At 62.3% G+C, this 24,994-nt stretch carries 26 protein-coding genes; 16 read left to right on the top strand and 10 right to left on the bottom strand.

What is annotated here, in order from left to right:
• The 5 genes from E2K99_RS22610 to E2K99_RS22595 form a co-directional block, all read right to left on the bottom strand.
• On the bottom strand, nt 1–588 hold the full coding sequence (locus tag E2K99_RS22610) for an SIS domain-containing protein (protein ID WP_034331006.1): 588 nt from the start codon (nt 586–588) through the stop codon (nt 1–3).
• Nucleotides 585–1,535, bottom strand: a complete 951-nt coding sequence (locus tag E2K99_RS22605) for an NAD-dependent epimerase/dehydratase family protein (RefSeq protein ID WP_034331005.1) — start codon at nt 1,533–1,535, stop codon at nt 585–587. Before E2K99_RS22605 ends, E2K99_RS22610 begins: the two co-directional genes overlap by 4 nt.
• Nucleotides 1,536–1,566: 31 nt before the next feature.
• Nucleotides 1,567–1,698, bottom strand: a complete 132-nt coding sequence (locus E2K99_RS26140) for a hypothetical protein (protein ID WP_276321807.1) — start codon at nt 1,696–1,698, stop codon at nt 1,567–1,569.
• Between the two features lie 211 nt (nt 1,699–1,909).
• Complete coding sequence (locus E2K99_RS22600; RefSeq protein WP_240733794.1) at nt 1,910–2,758, bottom strand: hypothetical protein; 849 nt, start codon at nt 2,756–2,758, stop codon at nt 1,910–1,912.
• On the bottom strand, nt 2,758–4,299 hold the full coding sequence (locus tag E2K99_RS22595; RefSeq protein ID WP_240733793.1) for a glycosyltransferase family 4 protein: 1,542 nt from the start codon (nt 4,297–4,299) through the stop codon (nt 2,758–2,760). The genes E2K99_RS22600 and E2K99_RS22595 overlap by 1 nt, the downstream gene beginning before the upstream one ends.
• Nucleotides 4,300–4,666: 367 nt before the next feature.
• Between E2K99_RS22595 and rfbF the strand changes: the two genes are divergently transcribed.
• From rfbF to E2K99_RS22575, 4 genes are read left to right on the top strand one after another with little or no spacing between them, the layout of a single operon-like run.
• Nucleotides 4,667–5,446: a glucose-1-phosphate cytidylyltransferase gene (rfbF, locus tag E2K99_RS22590; protein ID WP_034331002.1), complete on the top strand. Its 780-nt coding sequence runs from the start codon at nt 4,667–4,669 to the stop codon at nt 5,444–5,446.
• A 28-nt stretch (nt 5,447–5,474) separates the two neighbouring features.
• Nucleotides 5,475–6,032 carry a dTDP-4-dehydrorhamnose 3,5-epimerase family protein gene (locus E2K99_RS22585; protein ID WP_134223628.1) on the top strand — a complete coding sequence of 186 codons (558 nt, stop codon included), beginning with the start codon at nt 5,475–5,477 and terminating at the stop codon, nt 6,030–6,032.
• Nucleotides 6,029–7,252, top strand: coding sequence for a class I SAM-dependent methyltransferase (locus E2K99_RS22580; RefSeq protein ID WP_134137055.1), 1,224 nt, complete (start codon nt 6,029–6,031; stop codon nt 7,250–7,252). The genes E2K99_RS22585 and E2K99_RS22580 overlap by 4 nt, the downstream gene beginning before the upstream one ends.
• Before the next feature lie 11 nt (nt 7,253–7,263).
• Entirely contained in the window at nt 7,264–8,964 is a 1,701-nt protein-coding gene (locus tag E2K99_RS22575) for a hypothetical protein (protein ID WP_134223627.1), read from the top strand.
• A gap of 42 nt (nt 8,965–9,006) precedes the next feature.
• On the opposite strand, the gene rfbD is transcribed toward E2K99_RS22575, so the two are convergent.
• From rfbD to E2K99_RS22555, 4 genes are all read right to left on the bottom strand, one after another.
• On the bottom strand, nt 9,007–9,957 hold the full coding sequence (rfbD, locus tag E2K99_RS22570) for a dTDP-4-dehydrorhamnose reductase (RefSeq protein WP_134223626.1): 951 nt from the start codon (nt 9,955–9,957) through the stop codon (nt 9,007–9,009).
• Nucleotides 9,958–9,960: 3 nt separating this feature from the next.
• Nucleotides 9,961–10,971, bottom strand: a complete 1,011-nt coding sequence (gene galE / locus E2K99_RS22565; protein WP_134223625.1) for a UDP-glucose 4-epimerase GalE — start codon at nt 10,969–10,971, stop codon at nt 9,961–9,963.
• A gap of 34 nt (nt 10,972–11,005) precedes the next feature.
• Complete coding sequence (rfbG, locus tag E2K99_RS22560; protein ID WP_205703821.1) at nt 11,006–12,082, bottom strand: CDP-glucose 4,6-dehydratase; 1,077 nt, start codon at nt 12,080–12,082, stop codon at nt 11,006–11,008.
• 240 nt (nt 12,083–12,322) lie between these two features.
• The gene (locus E2K99_RS22555) at nt 12,323–13,108 is read right to left on the bottom strand and encodes an alpha/beta fold hydrolase (protein ID WP_121040752.1); all 786 of its coding nucleotides are present in this window, start codon (nt 13,106–13,108) and stop codon (nt 12,323–12,325) included.
• Between the two features lie 208 nt (nt 13,109–13,316).
• Here E2K99_RS22555 and E2K99_RS22550 point away from each other — a divergent pair, with 208 nt between their 5' ends.
• The 12 genes from E2K99_RS22550 to E2K99_RS22495 all read left to right on the top strand — a co-directional run bounded on the left by E2K99_RS22550 (nt 13,317) and on the right by E2K99_RS22495 (nt 24,160).
• A complete protein-coding gene (locus tag E2K99_RS22550) occupies nt 13,317–14,798 on the top strand; it encodes an HD domain-containing phosphohydrolase (protein WP_134223623.1) in 1,482 nt (493 codons plus the stop codon).
• 604 nt (nt 14,799–15,402) lie between these two features.
• A complete protein-coding gene (locus E2K99_RS22545) occupies nt 15,403–15,747 on the top strand; it encodes an ATP synthase subunit I (RefSeq protein ID WP_039783514.1) in 345 nt (114 codons plus the stop codon).
• Nucleotides 15,744–16,565, top strand: a complete 822-nt coding sequence (atpB, locus tag E2K99_RS22540) for a F0F1 ATP synthase subunit A (protein ID WP_134223622.1) — start codon at nt 15,744–15,746, stop codon at nt 16,563–16,565. The genes E2K99_RS22545 and atpB overlap by 4 nt, the downstream gene beginning before the upstream one ends.
• Nucleotides 16,566–16,641: 76 nt before the next feature.
• Nucleotides 16,642–16,887, top strand: a complete 246-nt coding sequence (atpE, locus tag E2K99_RS22535) for a F0F1 ATP synthase subunit C (protein ID WP_006461334.1) — start codon at nt 16,642–16,644, stop codon at nt 16,885–16,887.
• 74 nt (nt 16,888–16,961) lie between these two features.
• A complete protein-coding gene (locus E2K99_RS22530) occupies nt 16,962–17,432 on the top strand; it encodes a F0F1 ATP synthase subunit B (RefSeq protein ID WP_034330984.1) in 471 nt (156 codons plus the stop codon).
• A gap of 1 nt (nt 17,433) precedes the next feature.
• Nucleotides 17,434–17,967, top strand: coding sequence for a F0F1 ATP synthase subunit delta (locus E2K99_RS22525; protein WP_034330982.1), 534 nt, complete (start codon nt 17,434–17,436; stop codon nt 17,965–17,967).
• A 45-nt stretch (nt 17,968–18,012) separates the two neighbouring features.
• The gene (gene atpA / locus E2K99_RS22520; RefSeq protein ID WP_034330981.1) at nt 18,013–19,554 is read left to right on the top strand and encodes a F0F1 ATP synthase subunit alpha; all 1,542 of its coding nucleotides are present in this window, start codon (nt 18,013–18,015) and stop codon (nt 19,552–19,554) included.
• 30 nt (nt 19,555–19,584) lie between these two features.
• Nucleotides 19,585–20,457: a F0F1 ATP synthase subunit gamma gene (atpG, locus tag E2K99_RS22515; protein WP_034330979.1), complete on the top strand. Its 873-nt coding sequence runs from the start codon at nt 19,585–19,587 to the stop codon at nt 20,455–20,457.
• Nucleotides 20,458–20,514: 57 nt separating this feature from the next.
• Nucleotides 20,515–21,915 (top strand): F0F1 ATP synthase subunit beta, encoded by a 1,401-nt coding sequence (gene atpD, locus E2K99_RS22510; protein WP_008332979.1) that lies wholly within the window; start codon nt 20,515–20,517, stop codon nt 21,913–21,915.
• A 121-nt stretch (nt 21,916–22,036) separates the two neighbouring features.
• A complete protein-coding gene (locus E2K99_RS22505) occupies nt 22,037–22,459 on the top strand; it encodes a F0F1 ATP synthase subunit epsilon (protein ID WP_008332978.1) in 423 nt (140 codons plus the stop codon).
• Nucleotides 22,460–22,827: 368 nt separating this feature from the next.
• The gene (locus E2K99_RS22500) at nt 22,828–23,295 is read left to right on the top strand and encodes a CoA-binding protein (protein WP_134223621.1); all 468 of its coding nucleotides are present in this window, start codon (nt 22,828–22,830) and stop codon (nt 23,293–23,295) included.
• Between the two features lie 52 nt (nt 23,296–23,347).
• Nucleotides 23,348–24,160 (top strand): polyphosphate kinase 2 family protein, encoded by an 813-nt coding sequence (locus tag E2K99_RS22495; RefSeq protein WP_034330975.1) that lies wholly within the window; start codon nt 23,348–23,350, stop codon nt 24,158–24,160.
• Nucleotides 24,161–24,192: 32 nt separating this feature from the next.
• Here the strand turns inward: E2K99_RS22495 and E2K99_RS22490 are convergent, their stop codons facing one another.
• Nucleotides 24,193–24,990: a transporter substrate-binding domain-containing protein gene (locus tag E2K99_RS22490; protein WP_134223620.1), complete on the bottom strand. Its 798-nt coding sequence runs from the start codon at nt 24,988–24,990 to the stop codon at nt 24,193–24,195.
• Between the last annotated feature and the right edge of the window lie 4 nt (nt 24,991–24,994).

The raw sequence follows: 24,994 nt of genomic DNA, 5'->3' as shown, positions 1-24,994 counted from the left end.
TCATTCCACTGCGGGTTTGTTTTCGTACAGCCACTGCATGACCATATGCCCCACGATCACCTGCATGTCCTCGGCGATCTGCATGTCATCCACCGCAAAGTGGACCGGGATGTCGCACAGGTCCTTGGCCTTGCCGCCGCTGTAGCCGAGGATGGCGCAGGAGAGCACGTCCATCTTCCTGGCCTGTTCCAGCGCACGCAGGATGTTGCCCGAATTGCCGCTGCCCGACAGCACGATCAGCAGATCGCCCGGTTGCGCCTGCACGGCCAGCTGCTCGGAGTAGATGTGGTCGTAGCCGATGTCGTTGGCCAGGCAGGTCAGCACGGCGGCATTGGCCGACAGCGCCGAGACCCGCATGCCACCGCCCGTGCGCTTGGCGATGCCGTACAGGAAATCATTGGCCAGGTGGATGGCATTGCCGGCGCTGCCGCCATTGCCGCACAGGAAGACCTGGCGGCCCTTGAGCCAGCATTCCTGCATGGCCTGCGCCAGGCGGCCCACGCCATTCCAGTCCGAACCTGCCAGTACTGCCTGCAGGCGGGTGGCGTAATCCTGGAACGCCGTCAGCGAAACCGGTGCCGGGCTCATGCCGCCTTGGGAGACAGTACGGTCTGCTCCATCCACTTCAGGTTGTAATAGCGGTCCTCATCCTTGAGCACGCCGCTGCGGTACTTCTCGATGATCTCGGTGATGGCGGTCTCGACCGACTTGGACGGCTTGAAGCCGGTGGCCAGCAGCTTGTCCGAATTCACGCGGTAAGAGCGCGGATCGTTCGATTCGGTCACCACGATGTCCACCGGGATGTGCTTGGCCACCATGCGCGCGATGTCCAGGATGGAGATGTTCTCGAAGCCGGCGTTGTAGACGCCGGTGATTTCCGGATGATCGATCAGGTGCAGGTAGACATCGGTGATGTCATCGATATGGATGTTCGGACGCACCTGGGTGCCGCCGAACACGGTGATCTTGCCCTTGGCCAGCGCCTGCATGGTCAGCAGGTTCACCGACACGTCCAGGCGCATGCGCGGCGAGTAGCCGCACACGGTGGCCGGACGCACGATCTGGACGATCATGCGGTCCTTGTAGCTCAGCAGCACCGGCTCGGAGACCATCTTGGTCTTGTTGTATTCGGAGATCGGTTTCAGTTCCAGGTCTTCGGTGACCTGCAGCTCTTCCTTGACGCCGTAGACGCTGCCGGAAGAAGCGTAGATGAATTGTTTGACACCCTTGCGCACGGCCTTGTCGGCCAGCTGCATCGTGGCCAGTGCGCTGACTTCCCAGGTCAGCTTGGGATCGAGATCGCCGCAGGGATCGTTGGCGACCGACGACAGGTGAATGATCGTGTCCACACCGTCCAGATTGATCTGGTCGATGTTGCGCACGTCACCTTCGGTCACGGTCAGGTTGGGGTGGGGGGCCAGGTAATTGCCGAACCACATGATGTCCAGCACATGCACCTTGTAGCCGCGCGCCAGCAGTTTGGGGACGAGAACGCTGCCTTTGTAGCCGCAGCCGCCGGTGACCAGAATATTCATATCTACGCGTGATTCCCTAATGTAAAAACTGTCAGTGGTGATCGCGCCATGGCTGGCCAAAGCGGATCAGGCCGGCGGCTGCGGATACCTCGGCCGAGGCCGTACCGTGCGCTTGCAGTGCAAGAAATTTCCCTGGAGAAATATCACAGAGAGTCTTGCCCATGTTTGCATCTTGACAGCTTGGGCAGGCGGACGACGGCCACATAAGCGAGGAAACTTGCCCCCTATTTATCGCATGGACGTCATTGCAGGATCGCCCGCGCGCAGGTAGGCAAGCCCGCACCGATGCGTTCATCTACGGAAGGAAAGGGTAAAACTTGAATGGCCGGATGGCCGCAGAGGGACGCCGCGCCGGGGCGGCGTCCGGTGCCGGGTCAGAAGAAGCTGGCCGGGCGATCCTGCCGGTACTCGGGATCGCAGCGCCGCAGCAGGTCGTGGCGCAGGGCGTGGAAACGATCGAGGTAAGCCTGGTCGGCCGAATGCAGGTAGGCAGTCTTGAGCGCATCCAGGATCACCATCTCGTCGCGGCAGGGATAGAACAGCGGGTCACCGAAGCGCATGGCGGCAATGTTCAGATTCGTCACCTGCAGTTCGGGCATGAGCGCCATCACCAGCGAACCGATGCGCTCCATGATGAAAACCTTCATCTGCACCGTACTCTTGCCATAGTCGGTGACTTCGTTGAGCTTGCGCGCCAGTGGCGTGGCATTGGCCTCCGCCAGGGCGAACATGTGCTCGTTGATGGCGAACCACTTGTCCCAGAACACGGGCTTGGCAATGATGTAATTGCAGTACGCGGTGGAGCGGAAATTGTTGATCAGCGATTGCAGGTTCACGTCCAGCCCGATGTCTGCCATCAGCGCCTGCGCGACCGGAACGATGCCGGGATGGCGCCGCGCGCCCTGTTCGAAGACGCTCAGGTAGGCCGAGGCATCCGACATCGACGGCGAGAACGTGTACACATCCGCGCCAGGGCGGCTGTCCATGAAGGCATGCACCTGCTGCGCGTTCATGCGCGTCTTGTCGAAGAACAGCGGAGAGAGGAAACCGTAGTAATCGTCCTCATTGAGCGCCGTGTTCAGGAAATAATTGCGGATGCCCCAGTACTCGCGCCAGTCGGGCCGGGGATTGCCGACGATCTCAAGCGGCGTGAAGCCGGGATCCAGCATGCGGCGGCTGGCTTCGTCGTAGTGGATCTGCAGGATGTGCTTGTTCATGGTCATCAGGGTGCCAGGCAACGGCTGTAGACATCGTGATAGTGGGCAGCCTTGGCGGCCAGGTCGAAGCCTTCACGCACTTCCTTCTGCCCGGCTGCGGCCAGGGCGTGGCGCTTCCCGGGCGATTCGATCAGTTGCGTGATGGCGTCCAGCCATGCCTGGCTTGAATTGGGCATCAACAGGCCGGTGACCTCATGCGTGACGACCTGGCTGTACACCGAGACGTCGCTGAAGACGGAGGCGATACCGGCCGCCGAGTAATCGAGCCACTTGATGTAGCTCTTGCATTGATTGTATTCGTCGCTGGCCAGCGGGATCAGCGCGATATCCCAGTTCCACTGGCGCAATTGCGCCGCATAGTCCACGTACTGGTGCACGAAGGTATGGAAGGTCGTCAGCGGATGGCCGGCCCAGCCCTGCGGGCACTCCCAGCCGACGAAGTCGATGTGCAGGCGCGTACCGTAGCGCTCCACCAGGGCGCGCAGGGCCTGGTCGACCAGCGCAAAATTGGAGGGCTGGATGGAAGAGCCCAGCAGCCCGATGTTGATGCGTCCGTCGGGGGCGGTGGACTGGGGAACCGGACGGTAGAACAGATCGAAATCGATGTAGTTGGGCAGGACGTGGACCGCCGCATTGAGCTCGCGGTACTTGGCGGCGAGGAATTCGGTGGAAACCACGACGGCCTTCGCATGCCGGACCGCGAACTCGATGCCGGTCTTCCAGGCCGCGCCTTGCTGGGCTTCAGGATGGTCGGCCGGAATCTCGTTGAGCAGGTCGTCGGACTCGTAGATGATGGGAACCTTGGAACTGAAGATGGTGCGCAGCACGTCCAGCGACATCAGGCCGGGGGTGTAGCGATGCAGCAGGATCAGGTCGGCATCGGCCAGGTAATTGCTCTGCAGCTGGCCATTCTGGATGCCCCAGACCAGTTCCCACTCGTCCTGCAGATGGGCGAAGGGACGGATCAGGCGGATCTGCGGGCAAGGGCTCCAGGTCGATTCCACCGAATACACCACCAGCCGTTTCTTGCGGCGCGTCGGGACCGGTGCGGGCGCAAAGGCCGGAGCCGCAGGAGGCGCGTTGAAGCGCCGCTGGCTGGCCAGGATGAAGTCGTCCAATTGCCCCGCCACCAGCTCGCGGCGGGCTGCCTGGTCTGCCGCTGGTAGCAGCGGCAATTCCAGCAGTTGCACGCCGCCACCGAGTCCGGGCTGCCAGGCCAATGGCAATTCGCCGGCCAGCGCGGCCTGTCCAGGCTTGAGCAGGAAACGCACCACGTTCACTGCGGACAGGGGATTGCCGGCCACGCTGCCGGCGTAGATCACGATGGGATTGCGTCCGGCCGCCAGGTGGGCGTTGATCAGCTCCTGCGTCAGCCGCGGCGTGCGCAGGGAGGTGCTGCCTTCTTCGGTGACATAGGCTTCTTCGCCCCACAGGTTCAGTGCGTGGCAGAGGCGATGCAGCAGCAGGGCTTCTTCCGATTGGGTGGCGAAGGCGGGCGCAAAGATGTAGTAGGGGGAGTGCAGCCGGGCGAACAAATCTGGTCTCATATGCTACTCGGTGGTCTGTCTCTGGGTGGCTCGATGATCTGCGCAACGGACAGCGCCCCGGCTTCCTGCCCCCGGCGGCGGCATCCAGGCGCTGCGCCCCCTGCAGGGCAGACCTCATGCAATCGGCGCAGTATAGCAGCGCACTTTTGCGGGGAATGGCCTGAATTGGCGGCAAAGAGGGCGACAAATCCTCGCATGGCCGGCTGCAGCGGCGGACTGCAAAAAGCCAAATTGGCCTCGATAAACCGCCCAGACCCACGGTTGTTCCCGCTGGCAAAGCCGGTAACATAGGCATCTTTGGTGAGAGTGTTGCTTTGGATGCAATACTTTCATGGCTGACGGATCATCACTCATCTAGGGGTACAAATTGAAAGTCGTCATTCTCGCCGGCGGTCTGGGTACGCGGCTTGGGGAAGAAACCGATGTGCGTCCGAAACCGATGGTGGAGATCGGTGGCAAGCCCATCCTGTGGCACATCATGAAGGGTTATTCGCAGCACGGCTTCAATGAGTTCGTGATCCTGCTGGGCTACAAGGGTTACCTGATCAAGGAATTCTTCGCCAACTACTTTCTGCATCAGGGCGATGTCACCATCGATCTGGCCGACAACCGGGTGGAAGTCCATCGCAACAAATCCGAGCCGTGGAAAGTGACGCTGGTCGAAACCGGCCTGTCGACCCAGACGGGCGGCCGTTTGCTGGCGGCCCGCGACTATCTCAAGGAGGGCGATTTCATGCTCACCTATGGCGATGGTGTTTCCGATGTCGACGTGAGCGCCCTGGTGGCGCATCACCAGGCCAATCCCCAGGCACTGGTGACCATGACCACGGTGCAGCCCGAGGCGCGTTTCGGCATGGTGCAGACCGATGAGGCCGGCTTCATCCGCGATTTCCGCGAGAAGCCGCCGGGTGACCTGGGCTGGATCAACGGCGGCTTCATGGTGTGTCGCCAGGGTGTGTTCGATTACCTCAAGGAAGGCGAGGGCACCATCTTCGAACGCGCCCCGCTGGAGCAGATCGCAGGGGATGGAAGGCTGCTGAACTGGCCGCATCACGGATTCTGGAAATGCATGGACACCCTGCGCGACAAGATTCAGCTCAACCAGATGTGGGACCAGGACCAGGCACGATGGAAGACCTGGAGCTGAGCCCGTCCTGCGGGCGCGGGGAGTGCGCATGAACCTGCAGATCACGCCCACCGGAATCGCGGGGGCGGTGGTGGTGTCCAGTGTGCGGCGCGGTGACGCGCGCGGCAGCTTCGCGCGCTGGTTCTGCGACGAGGAACTGGCACCGGTATTGCAGGGCAGCCGCATCGTGCAGGTCAACAATTCGTTCACGGCCGAGCCCGGCAGCGTACGCGGCATGCACTTCCAGCATGCGCCCCATGCCGAAAAGAAACTGATTCGCTGCCTGGCAGGCCGCGTCTTCGATGTGGTGCTGGACCTGCGCAAGGGCTCACCCACCTTCCTGCAGTGGCGCGGCGTCGAGCTGGCCGCCGGCGACGACCGCGCGCTGCTGGTGCCGGAAGGCTGCGCGCACGGTTTCCAGGTCCTGGAAGCGGGCAGCTCGCTGCTCTACCTGCATACTGCTCCCTATGTCCCGCATGCCGAAGGCGGTGTGTGCCATGATGATCCACGCGTGGCCATCGCCTGGCCGCTGCCACCGCAGAACCTGTCGCCACGCGACCTCCAGCATCAGCTGCTGGCTCCCGATTTCGATGGAATACCGCTATGAAATGCCGCCACTGCCAGACCGAACTGCATGACACGTTCCTCGACCTGGGTTTCTCACCGCCCTCCAACGCTTATCTGAGGGCCGAGGATCTGCGTCGTCCTGAAACCACCTATCCGCTCAAGGTGATGGTGTGCCGCCAGTGCTGGCTGGTCCAGACCGAGGATTACACGCACTACGACCAGCTCTTTGCCACCGATTACGCCTACTTCTCATCCACCTCGAGCACCTGGCTGGCGCATGCCGCGCGCTATGTGGACATGATTGCGGCACGCCTGAACCTGAACGCGCAATCCCTGGTGGTCGAACTGGCCGCCAATGATGGGTATCTCCTGCAGTACGTGCAGCAGAAGGGCATCCCCTGCCTGGGCGTGGAGCCCACCACCAGCACGGCTGACGCCGCGCGTGCCAGGGGCATTGCGATCGTCGAGGAATTTTTCGGCGTGGCACTTGGCCAGCGGCTGCGCGAGAGCCATGGTGCTGCAGACCTGATCGCCGCCAACAACGTGCTGGCGCATGTCCCGGACATCAATGATTTCGTGGGCGGCATGCGCGCCCTGCTGGCACCCCAAGGGACGGTGACGGTCGAGTGTCCGCACCTGTTGAACCTGATCGCTCAGGCACAGTTCGATACCGTCTACCACGAGCATTTCTCCTATCTCTCGCTGGTGGCGGTACAGCGCGTGATGCAATCGCAGGGGCTGCGCGTCTACGACGTCGAGGAGCTGCCGACCCACGGTGGCAGCCTGCGCATCTATGCCTGCCATGCCGATGCCGCCATCGCCGCTACGCCGGCCGTGCAGGCCATGCTGGCACGTGAGCGGGAGGCCGGGCTGGAGCGCATCGAGGGCTATGCAGGGTTCCAGGCGCGTGCCGAAGAGATCAAGTTGCAGTTGCTGTCCTTCCTGCTGGAGCAGAAGCGCGCCGGCAAGAAGGTGCTGGCCTATGGCGCCGCTGCCAAAGGCAACACGCTGCTCAATTATTCCGGCGTGCATCCCGACCTGCTGGCCATGGTCGCCGATGCTGCACCTTCCAAGCAGGACAAGTACATGCCAGGCAGTCATATTCCCATCGTTTCCCCGCAGCGCCTGCTCGACGAAAAGCCGGACGTGGTGCTGATCCTGCCCTGGAACATCAAGGACGAGGTCGCGCAGCAGCTGGCCGAGATCCGTGCGTGGGGCGGCCGCTTCGCCATTGCGGTGCCGCAGCTTCAGGTGTGGTGAGGGAGGCCGACATGCATATTCATCTGTTGCAGCTTGCCCCGTCGACCGTGCCGGCAGCGCCAGGCTTCCAGCACGTGCTCACCCCTGCGCCTGACGCCTGGGGCGATCTGTTGGCCATGCGCCGCTTTTTTCATGAACAGGCTATCGATGGCGAGGCTTGCTATGCCTTCGTCACGCCGGCATTTCTCGGCCAGACCGGTCTGGATGCGGCCGGCGTGCGCAGTCTGATCGAGGCGAATCCGCAAGCCGCCGCCTGGACCTTCATGCCGCATCCGCTGGAGGCCTGTGGCCAGCTCAACCTGCTGCTGCAGGCGGAGCAGCATCTGGAGGGTTTCGCCGCGCTGGCCAAGCGTTTCCTGCAGGCGCTGGGTTTGCAACTGGACCCGCTGCATTTCGTGCCGCAGTGGCAGAACAATGTGCCGCACGGTTTCATCGCGGCCAAGCCGGCGTTCTGGCAAACCTGGTTTGATCTGGCCGAGCGCCTGTTCCAGATGGCCGAGCAGGAGCCGGGTGAGTTGCGCGCAGCACTGCAGCGCCAGGCAGTATCCGGCGAGTCCGGACGGTCGCTGTTGGCGGCACGCCTGGGCTCCCTGGTGCTGGGACTGGACCAGCAACTGCGCGTATGGCATTGCCCGCCGGCGCTGATGCCGGCTGCCCTGCCCGTGGCAGCTGCCGACCTGGCGGAACTGGAAGCCTTGCGCAACGCCTATGCCGCCAGCGGTGACGCCGCTGATCTGCAGCGTTTCAGCTTGCGCAGCGGACAGTTGCGCGGCGCGCCGTCCCGGCCGCCTGCGCCGCTGGCGGCACCGCTCGCCGCTGCGTCATCGCCATCGCTGACGCTGGCACCGCGCGCGCTCGCGCTGCCCGATAACGCGGCGGCCCAGGCCGCGCGTGGCGAGCTGGTGTTTGGCTGCATGACCCACGTGCCGTTGCCGGTGAAATTCCCCGATCATGTGCTGCCGATCTACCTCGGCGAGGCCCAGCATGAGGGCGCGCTCAATCTGCGCGACCTGGCGCCCCAATGGGTCCCTTATCACCCCATCGTGGCCGGCATGCTCGGCAACTTTGCCTTGCGCAACCTGATCCTGCGCGACTACCCCCACGTCAAGCGCGTGGGCGTTTGCCTGTACCGCAAGTTCATTTCGCGCGAGCGCATCAGCGGCGTGCCTGCCGAAGACAACTGGATGATGGACGTGGTCTCCGACAAGGAATTCGTACGGCTGTCGCTGGAGCAGATGATGGAGCCGGGCGAGCAGGAATTCCTGGTCGGCAAGACCTGCGGGTTCAAGGTGAGCGGGCGGGATGCCGGCTATCTGTCGCATTACGCGGTCTCGCATCACGCCGAGGATCTGTTGCGCTATGCGGCTGCCGCAACCGAGCTGGGGGTCTTTGCACGCAGCGAAGCCGAGCTGTTCTTCAACGAGAAGACCTTCTTCATGGGCGGCATCGAGATGGGCGTGTTTCCTGCCGATTTCTGGCTGCGCACCGTGGAGCAGATCGAAGCCGTGACCTGGTATTGCGTCCAGCACTACGACACCCGCCGCGAAGGCTATCAATCCCGCGCGTGGGCCTTCTGCGCTGAACGCCTGGGCAGCTACCTGCTCCTGCGCGAACTGCGCGCACGCTACGGTGATCCGGGCTACATGCGTTTCTTTGGACAGCTCAATCTCATCACCCGTGGTGACCAGACCAAGTACGTCCCCAGCCACTGACCAGGTTCATCACTTGCCCGGCCGGCTACACTGCCTGCGTCGTCAGTCAGGGAGCAGCTTGCCCTGATCGAGCTGGTAGTGGTCGATGATCTGCTGCAGGCAGGCCGTGGCGTCCTCATCCCATGCGGGCAGGGTGATGCCGAAGCGCTGTTCCAGCTTGCTGCAATCCAGCCGTGAATTGAGCGGACGCTCGGGCGGCGTGGGGTAGGAAGAGGTCGGTACCGGGGTGATCTGGTCCAGTCCCTTGAGCCTGACCGGGACGCCACGCGCCATCAGCTCGCGCGCCACCAGTTGCGCATAGCCATGCCACGACGTGGCACCCTGCGCGGTGAGGTGATAGATGCCGCTGGTGGCCGCAACTTTCTCGCGCCCGCCTTCGGCCCCGGCCAGCATGCGGCAGCAGACCGCCGCAATGGTGGAGGCCCAGGTCGGTGCCCCGAACTGGTCGCCCACGATGGTATAGCTTTCCTTCTGCTGGGCCAGGCGAATGGCCGTCTTCATGAAATTGTTGCCCGTGCGGTTGTAGACCCAGCTGGTCCGCAAGATCCAGTGGGCTGCGCCGCTGGCGGCGATGGCCAGTTCGCCGTCACGCTTGCTGGCACCGTAGACATTCAGCGGATGGGTCGGCATGTCTTCCGTATAGGCACCGGGGTGCTGTCCGTCGAACACGTAATCGGTGGAGAAGTGGATCAGGGCAGCCCCCAGCCGCGCGGCCTCCTGCGCCAGGAGGGCGGGCGCGTCGGTGTTGATGCGACGCGCCAGCTCCGGTTCGGACTCGGCCTTGACCACCGCCGTATAGGCGGCCGGGTGGATGATCAGATCGGGCCGGGCTTCGCGTACCGCCGTGCGCAGCGCATCCGCGTCGGTGAGGTCGAGTTGCCCGCGCACGGGCGCGATTACATCAAGGCCGGCCGGCATCGCACGCAGGCGGCGCAGGAATTCACTGCCGACCTGGCCGCTGCTGCCGGTAAGCAGGATGCGCATGGATTTCATGGCTCAGGGCTTGAAGCCGTTCGGATTGTTCTGCTGCCAGCGCCACGAGTCGGCGCACATGGCGTCCAGTCCCAGCTTGGCTTCCCAGCCCAGCTTGCGGCGCGCTTCGGCCGGATCGGCATAGCAGGAGGCGATATCGCCCGGACGCCGCGCGGCGATGGTGTAGGGGATGGGTTTGCCGGCGGCCTTTTCATAGGCCTTGACCACATCCAGCACGCTGTAGCCATTGCCGGTGCCGAGATTGACCGCGAAGCATTGTGGTTCGGTCAGTGCCTGCAGGGCGGCCAGGTGGCCGGTCGCCAGGTCGACCACGTGAATGAAGTCGCGCACGCCGGTGCCATCCGGGGTCGGATAATCGCCGCCCCAGATGCTCAGTTTTTCACGGCGACCCACGGCGACCTGGGCGACATAGGGCATCAGGTTGTTGGGGATGCCACCCGGATCTTCGCCGATCATGCCGCTCTCGTGCGCGCCGACCGGGTTGAAGTAGCGCAGCAGTGCGATCTTCCAGTCCGGATGGGCGCGATGGTAATCGCGCAGCATGTCTTCGATGACGATCTTGCTGCGGCCATACGGATTGCTGGCCGACAGCGGATGGGATTCCGTCAGCGGCAGGTATTGCGGGTCGCCGTAGACCGTCGCCGAGGAGGAGAAGACGATGGTCTTCACGCCCGTGGCTTCCATGGCTTCCAGCAGGCGCACGGTGCCGACCACGTTGTTGTCGTAGTACATGAGCGGCTTTTCCACCGACTCGCCCACGGCTTTCAGGCCGGCGAAATGGATGACCGCGTCGCATTTGAACTCGCGCAGCACGCTTTCCAGCTGATCGCGGTTGCGAATGTCCCCCTTGACCAGCGCCAGTGAACGGCCGGTGATCTGCTGCACTCTCGCCACCGACTCCGGGCTGCTGTTGCAGAAATTGTCGAAGACGATCACTTCGTGGCCTGCCTTGAGCAATTCCACGCAGGTATGTGAACCAATGTAGCCGGCACCGCCGGTGACGAGGATGTTCATGTGAGCTTCTCTTGGTAAGTTGGCAACAGCGTGATTATGTCAGAGTCTGGTAAAACGCAATCTGTTCTTCGGTCAGGGTGCGCAGCTCATCGTTGTTCAGGTAAGCGGCGTACCAGCGCGCGGTCATCTGCAGCGCGACGGTCAATTCCAGTTTGGGCGTCCAGTTCAGGCGCTGGCGCGCCTTGGAGATATCCAGCCGCAGCAGATGGGCTTCATGCGGGGCATGGGCTTGGGATTCAACACGGATGTCCAGCGGCGCGATGTCGTGTTGCCGAAGCGCCTGGTTGAAGCTCTCGCAGAGCTGGCCGACGTTGCGGGGATCGGCATCGGCCGGGCCGAAATTCCAGGCTTCCGCATGGCGCGGGCCTTCTTCGTAAAGGAGTTGCGCAATCTTCAGATAGCCTGACAGCGGTTCCAGCACGAATTGCCAGGGACGGATTGCGCCAGGGTGGCGAATGTTCAGCGGCGTCTGCGCTTGCAGGGCGCGGATGACATCGGGGATCAGGCGATCTGCGGCGAAGTCGCCGCCGCCGATCACATTGCCGGCCCGCACGCTGGCGATTGCGGCGCGGCCCGCATCGCGCTCGCCAAAGAAGGAGCGGCGATAGGCCGAGGTCACCAGTTCGGCGATGCCCTTGCTGCTGCTGTAGGGATCATGCCCGCCCATGGGATCGTCTTCGCGGTAGCCCCACAGCCATTCACGGTTCTCATAGCATTTGTCGCTGGTGACCACCACCACGGATCGCACGCTGGGGGTGTGCCGTACGGCTTCCAGTACGTGCACGGTGCCCATGACATTGGTCGCGTAGTTGTCCACCGGGTTGGCATAGGAGTCCCGCACCAGCGCCTGGGCCGCAAGATGAAACACCACGTCAGGCTGCACGGCTGCCATGGTCTGCGCCAGGTGCACCGGGTCGCGCACATCGCCGGTGGTGGTCTGCACGCAGTCGTGCAGCCGGGCCAGTTCAAACAGGCTGGGATGGGTCGGTGCAGGCAACGAATAGCCGCTGACCTTCGCGCCCATCATGTGCAGCCACAGGCTGAGCCAACCGCCCTTGAATCCGGTGTGCCCGGTAATGAAAATACGTTTGTCACGCCAGAAGTTCGACATCATGCAGCCTCGAATGCGGGAGAGGAATATCGCCGAGATCACCCGGACGAATGCATGTGCGCAGCAGCGTTGGTGTCGACGAGGCCCCTATTAGACCATGGCGTGGCGGCCGGGCAAGAGTGAAGCAGGCAGGCTTTCTTCTTTCATTCCCGCCGTTGCGCAGCGGCGGCAGAGGCGGAAGCGGAATGAGAGATGCGCCGCCGGCGCGGGCCGGCGGCGAACTTTGCTGAGGAGGGAGGCTTACCGGGTCGCGGCCACGGCCTCCAGAATCACCTTGGCCACCTCGGCCGGACGCGATTGCTGCGGCACGTGGCTGGCGGCCAGCTCGGTCGTCTTTGCGTTGATCTGCTTGGCAAAGCTGCGCTCCAGTGCGGGCTGGATCATGCGGTCCTTGGTGCTGACGATGTACCAGCTGGGACGAGTCTTCCAGGCGGCGGTCTCGACCTTGTCGCCGAAGGCCTTCATGGCGATCGGACCTTGGGTTGCGGCCATCACGGCGGCCTGCCTGGCCGGCACGTCCTGGGCGAAATCAGCGGCCAGCGCGGCCGGCGGCAGGCTGGCGAAACCGGCCTTGTCCACCGACAGCTTGGCGATGCCCGGCGGTACCGGCAGGTCCTTGCCGAGGTCGCCCGTGGCCTGGCCGGCGTCCGGTGCGAAGGCCGCGACATAGACCAGGCTGGCGACCTTCTCATGATTGCCGGCCTCGGTGATCACGGTGCCGCCCCAGGAGTGGCCGACCAGCACCACCTTGCCCGGCTGGTTGTCGATGGCGCGCTTGGCGGCGGCGACGTCGTCGGCCAGCGAGGTCAGCGGATTCTGCACCGCGGTGACCTTGATGCCCTTGGCTTGCAGCAGCGGGATGACCTTGGCCCAGTCGGAGCCATCGGCAAAGGCACCGTGGACGATCACGACCGACGGCTTGTCCGAGGCATCGGCGGCGATGGCGCTGCTGCCGGTGAAGGCGGCGGCGAGGGCCAGCATGCCGAGAGTGGTCTTGAAGCTGAAGCGGGGGAAAGCGGATTTCATGGTGTTCTCCTGTTCAAAGAGTGCGTGGGCTAGGGGTGTGTTGCAGTGAGGCCAGTATAGAAATGACGCTGCGCTGCCGGTATCGGTCAATTGACCGACCCCGGCCAGCGTGCGGCACGGCGCTGCGATTCTGGCCGGTTGCCACCGGCCTGCCCATTAACCGAAGAGTTGATTGCGGCCGGTGGATGCTTGCCGCTACAGTGTCGGGATGCTTCCCGACGCTTCCCCCCTTCCCGACCCCGGCACGTCCGCGCTGCCCGCCGCCCACCTGGTCGCCGCCGGCACTGCCGTGCAGGTTCTGGCACTGGTCGGCGACCTCAGCATGGGCCAGCCGCCGCACCAGTCCCGCCGGTCCGCGGTCCTGGCCGCCCGCATTGCCACGCTGGAGGGTGCCACGGCCGACCTGATCCAGCAGGCGCAACTGGTGGCCTGGCTGCGCTGGTCCGGCTGTACTGCCAATGCGGCGGGCTTTGCCAGCCTGCTGGGTGACGATGTGGGCGGACGCGAGGCCATGCTGCGGCAAGCCTTGCCCGAGGGGCATCCCCTGAACTTTGCGACGGTCGAGCCGCTGGCCCGCATCCACTGTGAGGTGGCAGGCGACGTGGCCGGCATGCTGGGTTTGCCGGGCGGGGTCGAGACCGGACTGCGCCATGTCTGGGAACACTACGATGGCAGCGGCGTGCCGCAGCGGCTGCAGGGCGCGGCCGTGCCCGCCGTGGTCTATTACACCAGCCTGGCGGGGGATCTGGAGATTCATGCACGGTCGCACGATATCCCGTTCGCCCTGGAGGCGGTGCAGCGCAACGGCGGCATCAAGTATCCGGCCGAGCTGGTCAGCCGCGTCCTGCCGCAGGCGGCAGACTGGCTGGCGGCGCTTGACGAGGAGGCCGATGGGGCAGCGATACCGGTGGGCCTGCCCATGCACGCCGTTCCCCTGAGCATCGTGGCCGACCTGATCGAACTGAAGCTGCCTTGGTTGACCGGCTACTCCAGGCGCGTCAGCGAACTGGCGCAGCGGGCAGCGGTGCTGGCGGGCCTGCCTGTGGAGCAACAGGAACGGCTGGCACGGGCCGCCTTGATCCATGGCATCGGGCGCGCTTCGGTTTCCAATACGATCTGGGAGCGCGAGGGCCGTCCGGGCCAGGCTGACTGGGAGCGCATTCGCCTCGCACCCTACTGGACCGCCCGTGCCGGCGCGCTCATTCCCGGCCTGCATCATGAGGCCGCGCTGGCCTCGCAACTATATGAACGTCTGGATGGCAGCGGTTATTTCCGGGGGCTGGACGCCGACATGCTGGGATTGCCAGCCCGACTCCTGGCGGCCGCGTCGGTCCAGGCCGCGCTGTGCGCCCGCCGTCCCTGGCGCGAGGCGTATGCGCCGCCGGCCGCCGGGGAGGTGCTGCAGGAGCAGGCCCGCCTTGGCCGCGTTGATCCGGAGGCGGTGCGCTGGGTGCTGGCCGCAGCGGCAGGAGAGGGCGTTCCGCTCCCGGTCCGCAAGGGCTTGCTCTCCGAGCGCGAGGTCGAGGTGCTGCGCCGCATCAGCCTGGGCGAGAGCAACAAGGAAGCCGCCCGTACCATGCAGATCAGTCCCTCCACCGTGCGCACCCACGTCGAGAGCATCTTCCGCAAACTGCAGTGCTCCACCCGGGCGGCCGCCACCCTCAAGGGCTTGCACCTGGGTTTGATCTGATCTTCATCCAATGCCGTATTTCTACGGCATCAACGGTCCGACCACTGCACCGGTCTGGTGAGCGGGCTCACTTTTTTTCCCGGCTCACGCTGTGCTGCAACATACCACCCTGAAAGCGAGCCCGGTCGTCCGACCTCTTCCAATTTCCTGACAAAATGTCAGCGCCTTGCGTAAACGTTTGCGAGCGCCCGCAAAATTTCCGTAAATCATTGAATTTGCGGGATATTTCTCTGGCGTCGACGGGCTTTTTTGATTAAATTGAGCGCTGTTTCAAAAACCGGCGCGTTTTTCCGGCTTTTGTGCATGCATTTCCGCAAATTCACTGCGAGATGCACAAATCTGAACAAAGGGACAAGAAGGGGAGATCCCTCGGGAGCAAATAGCGGGCAGTGGACAAAATACGCGCAATGGCGTTTTTGTGTTGCACTGCAAAAAATCGAAGTGGCTGCCTATTTGCCACAACTCGCTGCGAAGTGCCCCAGATAAGCCCTTGATCTGGCTGCAAAAGGTTTGACTTACCGGAAAACGAACCTTTATAATCGCCGGGCTTTTAAGCTGCCGTCTGCTCGTAAAGGGTGCGGCGCATGCACGATATTGGATAGATATGCTGCGCATCATTCTCTTGCAGCTCCTCACCACGGTCATCGCTGCCCTGGTGGCGGGGATGCTGGGCGGACTTCCGGCGCTTTGGTCCGCATTGTTGGGAGGCGTCTGCTGTGTCGTTCCCAATGCCCTGTTTGCACTGCGACTTCATGTCAGTGCGCAGAAACCCGGTGGTACCAACCCGATGACGTTTTTCTTCGGGGAATTTATCAAGATTGCTACGACTTTTGCGCTCATGGGCGCGATCGTTTGGTTGTACCACGGTGTTCACTGGCTCGCATTTTTGCTGAGCTTCATCGTGGTGCTTAAGAGTTATTTCATTTTACTGTTTAGACACCGACCATGACCGTAGAAGCCGCAGAGCACGCGCCGACAGCCTCTGAATATATCGTCCACCACCTCGGACACCTCTCCACGCATCACCAGACCAAGATCGTCGATTTCTCCGTCCTGAACGTGGATACCATCTTCTGGTCCGTGTTCTGCGGCGTGATCGCCTGCTTCTTCATGTTCCTGGCTGCCCGCAAGGCAACCTCGGGCGTGCCGGGCCGCTTCCAGGCCTTCGTCGAGATGGTCGTGGAAATGGTGGAAGACCAGTCCAAGGCCATCGTCCACGGCGACCGCACCTTCATCGCCCCGGTGGCGCTGACCGTGTTCGTCTGGGTGGCCCTGATGAACTCGCTGGACTTCCTGCCGGTGGATCTGGCTTCCGGCATCCTGGGCCTGTTCGGCCTGGGTGAAATGCATCACCGCATCGTTCCGACCGCCGACCTCAACGGCACCCTGGGCATCGCCCTGGGCGTGCTGGCGCTGATGCTGTATTACAGCGTCAAGATCAAGGGCGCAGGCGGCTTCATCCACGAACTGTTTGCAGCACCCTTCGGCATCTGGCTGGCTCCGTTCAACCTGCTGCTGAACATCATCGAATTCGCCGCCAAGACCGTGTCCCTGGGCATGCGACTGTTCGGCAACATGTATGCAGGCGAACTGTTGTTCCTGCTGATCGCATTGCTGGGATCGACCGCGACCGCATTCGGCTTCATCGGCCATGTGATCGCCGGTTCTATCTGGGCAATTTTCCACATCCTGATCGTGTTGCTCCAAGCATTCATCTTCATGATGTTGACACTGGTTTACCTGGGCCAGGCGCACGAAGCGCACTAACACAAGGCTTGCAGTACCTGTTTTTCAGTTTGTTTTTTGGTTTTGTATTTAATTTAACTTTTCTTAAGGAATTGTCATGACTGATGTCTCTTTCGTTGCTCTGGCTTGCGGTTTGATCATTGGCCTGGGTGCTATCGGCGCTTGTATCGGTATCGCGATCATGGGCGGTAAGTACCTCGAAGCATCCGCACGTCAGCCTGAACTGATGAACACCCTGCAAACCAAGATGTTCCTGCTGGCTGGCCTGATCGACGCGGCCTTCCTGATCGGCGTTGGTATCGCCATGCTGTTCGCATTCGCAAATCCGTTCATCGCCAAGTAATTCGCGCTTCATAGCCGATTCTCATCTGCCGGACGATTGGTTCCGGCACTCGTTATTCTGAGAAGGAAATTACCGTGAACTTAAATGCAACATTGATTGCACAGTTCGTGGTCTTCTTCATCCTCGCCGGCTTCACGATGAAATTCGTGTGGCCGCCGTTGATTAAGGCGCTCGATGAACGCGCCAAGAAGATTGCGGACGGGCTGGCAGCCGCTGACCGCGGTAAGGCCGATCTGGCCGCCGCCGAAAAGCGTATCCAGGGCGAACTGGCATCGGCACGTGATGAAGGCCAGAAGCGCATCGGCGAAGCCGAAAAGCGCGCTCAGCTGATCATTGAAGAAGCCAAGAAGACGGCCGCTGAAGAAGCTGCCCGCATCATCGCCGCTGCCCGTGCCGACGCTCAACAGCAAGTGAACCAGGCACGTGAAGAACTGCGCGGCCAGGTCGCAACGCTCGCCGTCAAGGGCGCGGAACAGATCCTCAAGCGCGAAGTGAATGCGGCTGCTCACGCCGACTTGCTGAATCAACTGAAGACAGAGCTGTAATATGGCCGAACTCGCAACGATCGCTCGTCCTTACGCCGAAGCCTTGTTCCGTGTGGCCAAGGCAGGCAGCCTGGCAGCCTGGTCCGATCTCGTCGACGAGATGGCCCAGGTGGCGGCGCATCCCGAGGTGCAGGCCCTGGCGCAGAACCCTTCCGTATCGCATGACAAGCTGGCAGAAGTGTTTGCCGCTGCCCTGAAGACCCCGCTGTCCGTCGAGGCGCAGAATTTCGTCAAGACGCTGGTCGACAACGGCCGCCTGGTCCTGCTGCCGCAGATCGCCGAACAATTCCACGTGCTCAAGAACACGGCGGAAGGTTCGGCCGATGCCAACATCGTGAGCGCCTTTGAGCTCAGCGATGCCCAGGTCAAGGATGTGGTCTCGGCACTGGAGAAGAAGTTCGGCCGCAAGCTGAACCCCTCCGTGACGGTCGACAGCAGCCTGATTGGCGGTGTGCGCGTCGTGGTCGGCGACGAAGTGTTCGATACCTCCGTGCGCGCGAAGCTGCAGCAGCTGCAAGCTGCTCTGGCCGCGTAAGTGCCTCTGGCTGGCTAAGCGAAAGAACAATTTTTAGGAGTTAGTATGCAACTCAACGCATCTGAAATCAGCGAGCTGATCAAGAGCCGGATCCAAGGCCTTGGCGATACCGCTGAGATTCGCAATCAGGGCACGGTCATTTCCGTGTCCGACGGTATCTGCCGTATCCATGGTCTGTCCGACGTGATGCAAGGTGAGATGCTGGAATTCCCGGGCAACACCTTCGGCCTGGCGCTGAACCTGGAGCGTGACTCGGTGGGCGCCGTTATCCTGGGCGAATACGAACACATCTCCGAAGGCGACCTGGTCAAGTGCACCGGCCGCATCCTGGAAGTGCCGATCGGTCCTGAACTGAAGGGCCGTGTGGTCAACGCACTGGGCCAGCCGATCGACGGCAAGGGTCCGATCAACGCCAAGCTGACCGCCCCGATCGAAAAGATCGCCCCGGGCGTGATCGCGCGTCAGTCCGTGTCGCAACCGATGCAGACCGGCCTGAAGTCGATCGACTCCATGGTGCCCGTCGGCCGTGGCCAGCGTGAGCTGATCATCGGTGACCGCCAGACCGGCAAGACCGCTGTTGCGATCGACGCCATCATCAACCAAAAGGGTCAGAACATGACCTGCATCTACGTTGCGATCGGCCAGAAGGCTTCGTCGGTCAAGAACGTGGTGCGCGCACTGGAAGCCCACGGCGCGATGGAATACACCATCGTCGTGGCAGCAACCGCCTCCGAATCGGCAGCGATGCAATACGTGTCGGCCTACTCGGGTTGCGCCATGGGCGAATACTTCCGCGATCGCGGTCAAGACGCCCTGATCGTGTATGACGATCTGTCCAAGCAAGCCGTGGCTTACCGTCAGGTCTCGCTGCTGCTGCGCCGTCCGCCGGGCCGTGAAGCTTACCCTGGCGACGTGTTCTACCTGCACAGCCGCCTGCTGGAACGTGCTGCCCGCGTGAACGCCGACTACGTCGAGAAGTTCACCAACGGCGAAGTCAAGGGCCAGACCGGTTCCCTGACCGCACTGCCGATCATCGAAACCCAGGCTGGTGACGTTTCCGCCTTCGTTCCGACCAACGTGATCTCGATCACCGACGGCCAGATCTTCCTGGAAACTTCGCTGTTCAACGCCGGTATCCGTCCTGCGATCAACGCCGGTATCTCGGTGTCGCGCGTCGGTGGCGCTGCCCAGACCAAGGTCATCAAGGGCCTGTCCGGCGGTATCCGTACCGACCTGGCACAGTACCGTGAACTGGCTGCCTTTGCGCAGTTCGCTTCCGACCTGGACGAAGCCACCCGCAAGCAGCTGGACCGCGGTGCGCGCGTGACCGAACTGCTCAAGCAGGCTCAGTACACCCCGCAATCGATCTCGATCATGGCTGTCACCCTGTTCGCCGTCAACAAGGGCTACATGGATGACGTCGAAGTGAAGAAGATCCTGGCCTTCGAGTCGGGTCTGCACAACTTCATGAAGACCAGCCACGCTGACCTGCTGAAGAAGATCGAAGACACCAAGCAACTGGATAAGGATGCTGAGGCAGCCCTGGCAGCCGCCATCGCTGACTTCAAGAAATCCGGCGCGTACTAATTCTTACTGAAGCTATAAGGAGTCTTACTCATGGCTACAGGTAAAGAGATACGTGGCAAGATCAAGAGCGTAGAAAATACGAAGAAGATCACCAAGGCGATGGAAATGGTCGCGGCATCCAAAATGCGCAAGGCGCAGGACCGGATGCACGCAGCCCGCCCGTACAGCGACAAGATCCGCAACATTGCGGCCAACCTGTCGCAGGCCAATCCGGAGTACGTGCACCCGTTCATGGTCCAGCAGGATACGGCCAAGCGCGTTGGTTTCATCGTCGTCACGACCGACAAGGGTCTGTGTGGCGGCATGAACACCAACTCGCTGCGTCTGTTGACCAACAAGTTCCGTGAACTGGAAGGCCAGGGCAAGGCCATCGAAACCGTCGCCATTGGCAACAAGGGTTTGGGTTTTCTGAATCGCATCGGCGCCCGTGTGGCCGCCAACGTGACGCAACTGGGTGATACGCCGCACCTGGAAAAGCTGATCGGCCCCGTCAAGGTGCTGCTCGACGCTTACCAGGAAGGCAAGCTGGACGCGGTGTACCTGGTGTACACCAAGTTCATCAATACGATGAAGCAGGAGGCCACCCTGCAGCAGCTGCTGCCGCTGACCAGCGACAAGCTGAAGGCTGACGAGGGCGCGCACTCCTGGGACTACATCTATGAGCCCGATGTGCAATCCGTGGTGGATGAACTGCTGGTGCGTTACGTCGAAGCGCTGATCTATCAAGCCGTCGCCGAGAACATGGCCTCCGAGCAATCGGCGCGCATGGTCGCGATGAAGGCCGCCAGCGATAACGCAGGTAGCGTGATCGGCGAGTTGAAGTTGGTCTACAACAAGACTCGCCAGGCCGCCATTACCAAAGAGCTGTCGGAAATCGTCGCCGGTGCGGCTGCGGTCGGCTGATCAGCTGGCGTAGCGTAGCGAAACAGAATTTAAATTTTATCTATTGAAGGAACGAAAATGGCTGATGGCAAAATCGTTCAGTGTATCGGCGCTGTGGTGGACGTGGAGTTTCCGCGCGATGCGATGCCCAAGGTTTACGATGCCTTGAAATTGGAAGGTTCGGATCTGACCCTGGAAGTCCAGCAGCAGCTGGGCGACGGCGTGGTTCGTACCATTGCGCTCGGTTCGTCGGACGGTCTGCGCCGCGGCCTGACCATCTCGAACACCGGCAAGCCGATCACCGTGCCCGTCGGTACCGCGACCCTGGGCCGCATCATGGACGTGCTGGGCAACCCGATCGATGAATGCGGTCCGGTCTCGCACGAGCAAACCGCTTCGATCCACCGCAAGGCTCCCGCGTACGACGAACTGTCGCCCTCGCAAGAGCTGCTGGAAACCGGCATCAAGGTCATCGACCTGGTCTGCCCGTTCGCCAAGGGTGGCAAGGTCGGTCTGTTCGGTGGCGCCGGTGTGGGCAAGACCGTGAACATGATGGAACTGATCAACAACATCGCCAAGGCGCACAGCGGTCTGTCCGTGTTCGCCGGTGTTGGTGAGCGTACCCGTGAAGGTAACGACTTCTACCACGAAATGGCAGAAGCCAAGGTGGTGGACCTGGAAAACCCGACCAACTCCAAGGTCGCCATGGTCTACGGCCAGATGAACGAACCGCCGGGCAACCGTCTCCGCGTGGCGCTGACCGGCCTGACCATCGCGGAAGGTTTCCGTGATGAAGGCAAGGACGTGCTGTTCTTCGTCGACAACATCTACCGTTACACCCTGGCCGGTACCGAAGTGTCCGCGCTGCTGGGCCGTATGCCTTCGGCCGTGGGCTACCAGCCGACGCTGGCCGAAGAAATGGGCCGCCTGCAAGAGCGTATCACCTCGACCAAGACTGGCTCGATCACCTCGATCCAGGCCGTGTACGTCCCTGCGGATGACTTGACCGACCCGTCGCCGGCAACCACCTTCGCCCACTTGGACTCGACCGTCGTTCTGTCGCGTGACATCGCCTCGCTGGGTATCTACCCCGCCGTCGATCCGCTGGACTCGACCTCGCGCCAGCTGGACCCGCAAGTGGTCGGCCAGGAACACTACGAGACCGCCCGTGCGGTTCAGGGTACCCTGCAGCGCTACAAGGAACTGCGCGACATCATCGCGATTCTGGGCATGGACGAACTGGCACCGGAAGACAAGCTGATCGTCGCCCGTGCGCGCAAGATGCAACGTTTCCTGTCGCAGCCCTTCCACGTCGCCGAAGTGTTCACCGGTTCCCCGGGCAAGTACGTTTCGCTGAAGGACACGATCAAGGGCTTCAAGATGATCGCCAGCGGCGAACTGGACCACCTGCCGGAACAAGCGTTCTACATGGTCGGTACCATCGACGAAGCAATCGAAAAGGCCAAGAAGATCAACTAAGACTGGCCATGCCGTCGCAGGCAGCGGGTGCGTAACCCGGGCCGGTGGCGGCAGGTAAGTACACATTGATTCATTGGCGCCGCTCCTGTTCGCAGGAGCGGTCCATCGACTAGGAAACGACATGGCACATACTATTCACGTGGACGTGGTCTCGGCGGAAGAGGAAATCTTCTCCGGCGAGGCAGAATTCGTCGCGTTGCCGGGCGAAGCGGGTGAACTGGGTATCTATCCCCGTCACACCCCGCTGATCACGCGCATCAAGCCAGGTGCTGTCCGTATCAAGGTCGCGGGCCAGGCACACGAGGAATTCGTGTTCGTGGCCGGCGGTCTGCTGGAAGTGCAGCCCGACGCCGTGACCGTGCTGGCCGACACCGCCATCCGTGGTGCCGACCTGGACGAAGCCAAGGCCGCCGAAGCCAAGCGTCTGGCCGAGGAAGCGCTGGTGAACCGTGACTCCAAGATCGACCACGCCGCAGCCCAGGCCGAACTGGCCGCCGCAGTGGCACAGCTGGCCGCGATCCAGAAGTTGCGTCAGAAGCGCTGATCGGCAGCGGCGTTCTTCCTTGCGAAGCACGCCCGGCCCGGCAGCACAGCAGCACAGGTTTACCGCAGTAATTCAGTACGTGAAAAGGCAGCTTCGGCTGCCTTTTTTCATGCGCGCTCGATGCGCTCGGACCGGCCTTCCTTTGGCCGCTCCCCGGGCTCACAGTGATTGCCGGGCTGACCAGGCCTGCCGGTTTCTGGCACTTTGAAACAATCTGCATCAAACCTTCCCCAATGCCGCGTCCACTGGCGCTGCGGCCACTGCCATCCTCGGGTAAAGTGCCCGGATGGTGAAGAAAAGAACCAATTCCTTCCAGCCAGATCATTTAAAGCATTCGCCCCTTTCAAACCAGCCGGACAGGAGCCCTCATGTCGCCAGCTGCACCCGCATCTTCCGCATCCTCTTCCACGGCCAGCCCGCGCCAGCACGGCAAGCCCATCATTGCCGTGGTCGGTCTCTCCAATCGCCCCGAGCGCGCCAGTTTCGACGTCGCGGCCTACATGCAGTCCGCGGGCTATCGCATCGTGGCCGTCAATCCCATGTACGCTGGCCAGACCATCCTCGGTGAGTACTGCCACGCCAGCCTGCAGGACGCCAGCGCGGCCCTGGCCAGCGACGGCTTGCGCATCTCCATCGTCGATTGCTTCCGCAAGTCGGCCGACATCCCGCCGGTGGTGGAGGAGGCCATTGCGATCGGCGCCGAATGCGTCTGGATGCAACTCGACATTGTCCACGAAGAAGCGGCGGCGCGCGCCCGTGCCGCCGGGCTGAAGGTAGTCATGGACAAGTGCATCAAGATCGAACACGCCATGGGCCAATCCCACGGCGTGTTGTAAGACGTCACCGGTCCCAACCGGAAATGATTTATAACGAAAAAAGCGAGACAGCATGGCAAAGAAAATCGGCCCGCAATTCATCGTCCATCCCAAGTTCGTCCTGAAGGAAAGTGAAGCCTCCACCAAGCCGCTCTCCAGCGGCGACAAGGAAACCGACCGCGCCACCGTGCAGCGCCTGGCAGCCGAGATCGGCCTGCAGCAGCAGATGCTCTACGCTGGCCACAAGCACAAGGTGCTGGTGATCCTGCAGGGCATGGATACCAGCGGCAAGGATGGCACCGTCAATGACGTCTTCGCGGCCGTCAATCCGCAAGGCATCCGCATCGCCAACTTCAAGGGGCCGACGGCCATCGAACTGGCGCACGACTACCTCTGGCGCGTGCATGCGCAGGTACCGGTGGCGGGGGAGATTGCCGTCTTCAACCGCAGCCACTACGAGGATGTGCTCATCACCCGCGTGCACGACTGGATCGACGACAAGGAGTGCAAGCGCCGCTATCGCCAGATCAACGACTTCGAACGCATGCTGTGGGAAACCGGAACGGTGGTGTTGAAATTCTTCCTGCACATTTCCAAGGCCGAGCAGAAATCGCGCCTGCAATCGCGCATCGATGATCCCAACAAGCACTGGAAATTCGATCCGCAAGACCTGGCCGAGCGCAAGTTCTGGGATGCCTACCAGCAGCGCTACCAGGAGGTGCTGCGCCAGACCAGCACCCTGCATGCGCCCTGGTATGTGGTGCCGGCCGACTCCAAGACCCACCGCAACCTGCTGGTGGCCAATGTGGTCCTGGAGACGCTGCAGAAGCTCAAGCTGCGCTTCCCCGACCCCAAGCCCGAACTCAAGGATCTCAAGTTCGACTGAGGCCGGGCACGAGTCAACCGGCGCTTACTTGATCACTTCAGCCACTTGTCGAAGATGCGCTGGTATTCGCCGGTAGCCTTGGCCAGGTGCAACCAGGTATCGACATAGGCCTTGAAGGCGACATCGCCGCGCGGCAGCAGGTAAGCCTTCTCGGCGAACTGCAGCGGCTGGTCAGGCTGCACCGGGCACAGTTCCGGATGCAGCTTGGATTGCCACAGGGTCTCGCTGGCATCGGTGACCATGACGTCGGCCTTGCCATCGATGATCTGCTGGAAGATGGTGACGTTGTCCGGATGCTGGAGCAAGGTCGCATTCTTGTAGCGCGCCTTGGCAAAGCGCTCGTTGGTGCCGCCCGGGTTGACGATGGCGCGGGTGCCGGGCTGGTCGATCATGTCGAAGTTGCGGAACTTGTCCTTGTCGGCACAGCGGATGATGGGCGCTTTCCCATCCACCATGACCGGCTCGGAGAAGGCCGCCCGGCGGGCGCGATCGAGGGTGATCGAGACACCGCCCATGGCCACGTCGCACTGGGCGATGAAGTCATTCATCAGGGTGCTCCAGGTGGTCTTGACGAACTGCGCCTCCACGCCCAGCGACTTGGCCAGCGCCTGGCCGAGTTCCACGTCCATGCCTTCGAAGGTCTGGTCGGGGCGATAGTAGGTGAAGGGCTTGTAGTCGCCGGTCATGCAGATGCGCAGCTTGCCGGCCTTGATGACCTGGTCCAGGCGTGAGGCAGGGAGGGCGTCGTCGGCACGGGCCGCCGACAGCGTCAGGCAAAGCGACAGGGTGGCCAGGCCTGCGAGCAGGGCGGTGCGGATGATGGACTTCATGGAA

Source organism: Herbaspirillum huttiense, assembly GCF_004367745.1.
Lineage (GTDB): Bacteria > Pseudomonadota > Gammaproteobacteria > Burkholderiales > Burkholderiaceae_D > Herbaspirillum > Herbaspirillum huttiense.
The sequence above is the reverse complement of the archived record's forward strand: the minus strand, read 5'-3'. Positions and strand labels throughout refer to the sequence as shown.

Excerpts from the sequence above, each read along its gene's own strand:
- E2K99_RS22595 (WP_240733793.1), bottom strand. The coding sequence starts at position 4,299 with ATGAGACCAGATTTGTTCGCCCGGCTGCACTCCCCCTACTACATCTTT.
- E2K99_RS22495 (WP_034330975.1), top strand. The coding sequence starts at position 23,348 with ATGGCAAAGAAAATCGGCCCGCAATTCATCGTCCATCCCAAGTTCGTC.
- atpG (WP_034330979.1), top strand. The coding sequence starts at position 19,585 with ATGGCTACAGGTAAAGAGATACGTGGCAAGATCAAGAGCGTAGAAAAT.
- E2K99_RS22545 (WP_039783514.1), top strand. The coding sequence starts at position 15,403 with ATGCTGCGCATCATTCTCTTGCAGCTCCTCACCACGGTCATCGCTGCC.
- atpA (WP_034330981.1), top strand. The coding sequence starts at position 18,013 with ATGCAACTCAACGCATCTGAAATCAGCGAGCTGATCAAGAGCCGGATC.
- E2K99_RS22600 (WP_240733794.1), bottom strand. The coding sequence starts at position 2,758 with ATGACCATGAACAAGCACATCCTGCAGATCCACTACGACGAAGCCAGC.
- E2K99_RS22555 (WP_121040752.1), bottom strand. The coding sequence starts at position 13,108 with ATGAAATCCGCTTTCCCCCGCTTCAGCTTCAAGACCACTCTCGGCATG.
- E2K99_RS22610 (WP_034331006.1), bottom strand. The coding sequence starts at position 588 with ATGAGCCCGGCACCGGTTTCGCTGACGGCGTTCCAGGATTACGCCACC.
- E2K99_RS22580 (WP_134137055.1), top strand. The coding sequence starts at position 6,029 with ATGAAATGCCGCCACTGCCAGACCGAACTGCATGACACGTTCCTCGAC.
- E2K99_RS26140 (WP_276321807.1), bottom strand. The coding sequence starts at position 1,698 with ATGGGCAAGACTCTCTGTGATATTTCTCCAGGGAAATTTCTTGCACTG.
- atpE (WP_006461334.1), top strand. The coding sequence starts at position 16,642 with ATGACTGATGTCTCTTTCGTTGCTCTGGCTTGCGGTTTGATCATTGGC.
- E2K99_RS22500 (WP_134223621.1), top strand. The coding sequence starts at position 22,828 with ATGTCGCCAGCTGCACCCGCATCTTCCGCATCCTCTTCCACGGCCAGC.
- E2K99_RS22575 (WP_134223627.1), top strand. The coding sequence starts at position 7,264 with ATGCATATTCATCTGTTGCAGCTTGCCCCGTCGACCGTGCCGGCAGCG.
- E2K99_RS22605 (WP_034331005.1), bottom strand. The coding sequence starts at position 1,535 with ATGAATATTCTGGTCACCGGCGGCTGCGGCTACAAAGGCAGCGTTCTC.
- atpB (WP_134223622.1), top strand. The coding sequence starts at position 15,744 with ATGACCGTAGAAGCCGCAGAGCACGCGCCGACAGCCTCTGAATATATC.
- E2K99_RS22525 (WP_034330982.1), top strand. The coding sequence starts at position 17,434 with ATGGCCGAACTCGCAACGATCGCTCGTCCTTACGCCGAAGCCTTGTTC.
- E2K99_RS22490 (WP_134223620.1), bottom strand. The coding sequence starts at position 24,990 with ATGAAGTCCATCATCCGCACCGCCCTGCTCGCAGGCCTGGCCACCCTG.
- atpD (WP_008332979.1), top strand. The coding sequence starts at position 20,515 with ATGGCTGATGGCAAAATCGTTCAGTGTATCGGCGCTGTGGTGGACGTG.
- rfbD (WP_134223626.1), bottom strand. The coding sequence starts at position 9,957 with ATGAAATCCATGCGCATCCTGCTTACCGGCAGCAGCGGCCAGGTCGGC.
- rfbG (WP_205703821.1), bottom strand. The coding sequence starts at position 12,082 with ATGTCGAACTTCTGGCGTGACAAACGTATTTTCATTACCGGGCACACC.
- E2K99_RS22505 (WP_008332978.1), top strand. The coding sequence starts at position 22,037 with ATGGCACATACTATTCACGTGGACGTGGTCTCGGCGGAAGAGGAAATC.
- galE (WP_134223625.1), bottom strand. The coding sequence starts at position 10,971 with ATGAACATCCTCGTCACCGGCGGTGCCGGCTACATTGGTTCACATACC.
- E2K99_RS22585 (WP_134223628.1), top strand. The coding sequence starts at position 5,475 with ATGAACCTGCAGATCACGCCCACCGGAATCGCGGGGGCGGTGGTGGTG.
- E2K99_RS22550 (WP_134223623.1), top strand. The coding sequence starts at position 13,317 with ATGCTTCCCGACGCTTCCCCCCTTCCCGACCCCGGCACGTCCGCGCTG.